The following is a 2,464-nucleotide window of genomic DNA, read 5'->3' on the forward strand; positions in this document are numbered from 1 at the left end:
TATCAACCTTAACTTCTCTAAATTTGCTCACAATCTCTTAACTTGACGCGTATGCTTTTTAAACATTCCCCTTTCTCTGCCTCATTAGCCTTGTTAGTTAAAATATGGGCATATTCTGGATATTGTTCTTGTAAGCTTTTTTGTTTGCCAAACTTACTGCGTACATTTTTATTTCTTTCCCATATACTAACTAGATTATCAATGTTGCTTTCTCTTAAAAAGTCATACAGTGGCTTATTCTCTTCTTTAAGTTTTCTGATTTCCTCTTGACATTGCTTCCAATATTCTAACACCTTCCTGTTAAAATTAGAATCTTGCTCTAAATAATCTGGTCTGTTCACTTCGGTATCTTTTAACAGAGTGTATTTTACCAAAATCTTTGCTACTTCCTCGTGTTCGTGCTCGATAGAAACAACTTTTTGCACACCGGGTTCAAGGAATAAGTGAGGTATAAGTCTTATATGGTCATCTTCAACAACTAAACGTAATGGAGTTCTTCACCAAATCTTGGTGTTAGCCAAGAATTTAGATAACAGACAATGTTTTCAAGTGTTGGCAAAACCGTTTGCTCCCAAAGGGAAAGTCGTGCTTCGACCAAATTGCTGTAAGTGTTGTCGTTTGGTATGCCAAGCAACTGCGGTGGAACGCCAAAAGCCAGTGCAATATCGCGAGCTGAGCTGTGTTTGGATTCAATAAAATCCATATCTCTTGGCGATAGACTCATTTCCTTCCATTCCAAGCCTCCTTCAAGCAATATTGGCCTTCCAGCGTTGACAGAGTCTGAGTAATGATCATTTATCTGTTCTTTCAAGCGCTGATACTGCTCCTGGCTTAAATTTCCACTGCTCCCATCTTTTGCTGGTTTTACAACTATTGCGCCACTTGGTCTTGCCCCGTTTTGCAGCATTGCCTGATTCCAAGCACCAGTTTGGTTATGCTGATCTATGCTATATGCTGCTGCCTCAATTGGTGACAGTCCATACCAATCACTCAAAGGATTGAAAGTTTTAAGATGTAGCACTGCTGAACGTCCAGTTAGCTTATTGACCTTAAAGTCATAACTGTTATTGTTCACAGTGTAGCGGTATATATAAGGAACGTTCTCCCTTCCAGGAACAATCTCAACTCCATCGGGGCGCAAAAGATAGAGCTCTGTTGGCGGTTTCCTATTGTTTTTCAGCTCAATCATCAACACATAAGCATTGCCGCTAATTAACCGATAAGTTACAATTCCCTCAACAAACTCTGATTTTGATGTTATTGGGCTGGGAGAATAAAGTAACTTCAGTAATGGATGGACTTTTAGTTGTGACTTTCCCTGATTAGTGAGCCGGTAGAGAATAAAAGGCACTGAAGAGGCAGCATTTGCAGTCATGTTGATTGCTCGAAAGGCAATAACATTTTTGACGTAGCTTTCCTCAGCAAAACTCGCATAACTGCGCTCACTCCAACTTGGCTCCATTATGAGCTGCAAGGCAGAGTATTTATGTGCTTTTCTCCTTTGAAAGATATTGAGATTCATATTTGCCTCCTGTTTATCTAAAAGTGTTTGAAGATTCCGTAGTCAAATGAAGATATAGATCTAAGTATTCACCTGGGTGACAGGAAAAGAACTTACTGCTACACTAAAAAAGAAAAGGAATAAAATATGGTAAAGTGGCTAATATCTAACCAACTTATCGATTATAGCCATGCTGTAAAATTCATGGAAGCAAAAATTCAAAGAATTTACGATAGTTTATCTGATGAGCTAGTATGGCTGCTCCAGCACCCTCCACTTTACACATCAGGGATCAACGCAACAGATGACGACATTGTTGAAAAATTATTTCCTATATATAAAACAGGCAGGGGTGGTAAACACACATACCATGGCCCGGGGCAGCGCATTATATATCTAATGCTCAACCTTAAAAAAAGAAATAAATGCGATATAAAGCTATATATCAGAGATCTAAGCAATTGGATCATTAATGTTCTAAAGTACTTTAATATCACCGGAGAATTCAAAGAAGATAGAATAGGTATTTGGGTGAATAACAACGGAGTAGAAGAAAAAATAGCGGCTTTTGGCATTCGTGTAAGGAAATGGATAACTTATCACGGCATAGCACTTAACGTCTCTCCAGATCTTTCTCACTACAGAGGCATTATTCCTTGCGGGTTGAAGGATTATGGTGTTACATCAATGAAAGAACTAGGAGTTGAAGTTTCACTTTCTGAATTGGACGACATACTAAAAAAAGAGTTTTATAAGATATTTTAATGCGTTCCGTTATTGTTTACATTTTATACTTCATCCTTGTTTTATGTATTAACATGGGTGTCTGTGCAGTTGATCAAGTTGATATTATTGCTCCTTCTTCGAAGGGAAAAGAGTCGGATCTAACTACCATAAAAGAATATGTGGAAGCTTTGGGTTTTTATCCCCATGTTTCGGAGAAAATATGCAGTAACGATAATC

General features: G+C 38.1%; 3 protein-coding genes and 1 pseudogene. 2 read left to right on the top strand and 2 right to left on the bottom strand.

Annotation, left to right across the window (positions count from 1 at the left end; translation table 11 throughout):
* Positions 1 to 17: 17 nt before the first annotated feature.
* Both DM84_RS05680 and DM84_RS05685 read right to left on the bottom strand, forming a co-directional pair.
* A complete protein-coding gene (locus DM84_RS05680; protein ID WP_250779011.1) occupies positions 18 to 425 on the bottom strand; it encodes a hypothetical protein in 408 nt (135 codons plus the stop codon).
* Between the two features lie 53 nt (positions 426 to 478).
* Positions 479 to 1,522, bottom strand: a complete 1,044-nt coding sequence (locus DM84_RS05685) for a phage portal protein (protein ID WP_250779013.1) — start codon at positions 1,520 to 1,522, stop codon at positions 479 to 481.
* Between the two features lie 126 nt (positions 1,523 to 1,648).
* Between DM84_RS05685 and lipB the strand changes: the two genes are divergently transcribed.
* Together lipB and DM84_RS05695 are read left to right on the top strand one after the other, a co-directional pair.
* Entirely contained in the window at positions 1,649 to 2,266 is a 618-nt protein-coding gene (gene lipB / locus DM84_RS05690) for a lipoyl(octanoyl) transferase LipB (protein WP_250779015.1), read from the top strand.
* Positions 2,266 to 2,464: pseudogene (locus tag DM84_RS05695) on the top strand (LD-carboxypeptidase); the annotation flags it as partial. The gene lipB and the pseudogene DM84_RS05695, both read left to right, overlap by 1 nt.

Origin of the sequence: Wolbachia pipientis, assembly GCF_023661085.1 — a bacterium.
GTDB lineage: Bacteria > Pseudomonadota > Alphaproteobacteria > Rickettsiales > Anaplasmataceae > Wolbachia.

Excerpts from the sequence above, each read along its gene's own strand:
- DM84_RS05685 (WP_250779013.1), bottom strand. The coding sequence starts at position 1,522 with ATGAATCTCAATATCTTTCAAAGGAGAAAAGCACATAAATACTCTGCC.
- lipB (WP_250779015.1), top strand. The coding sequence starts at position 1,649 with ATGGTAAAGTGGCTAATATCTAACCAACTTATCGATTATAGCCATGCT.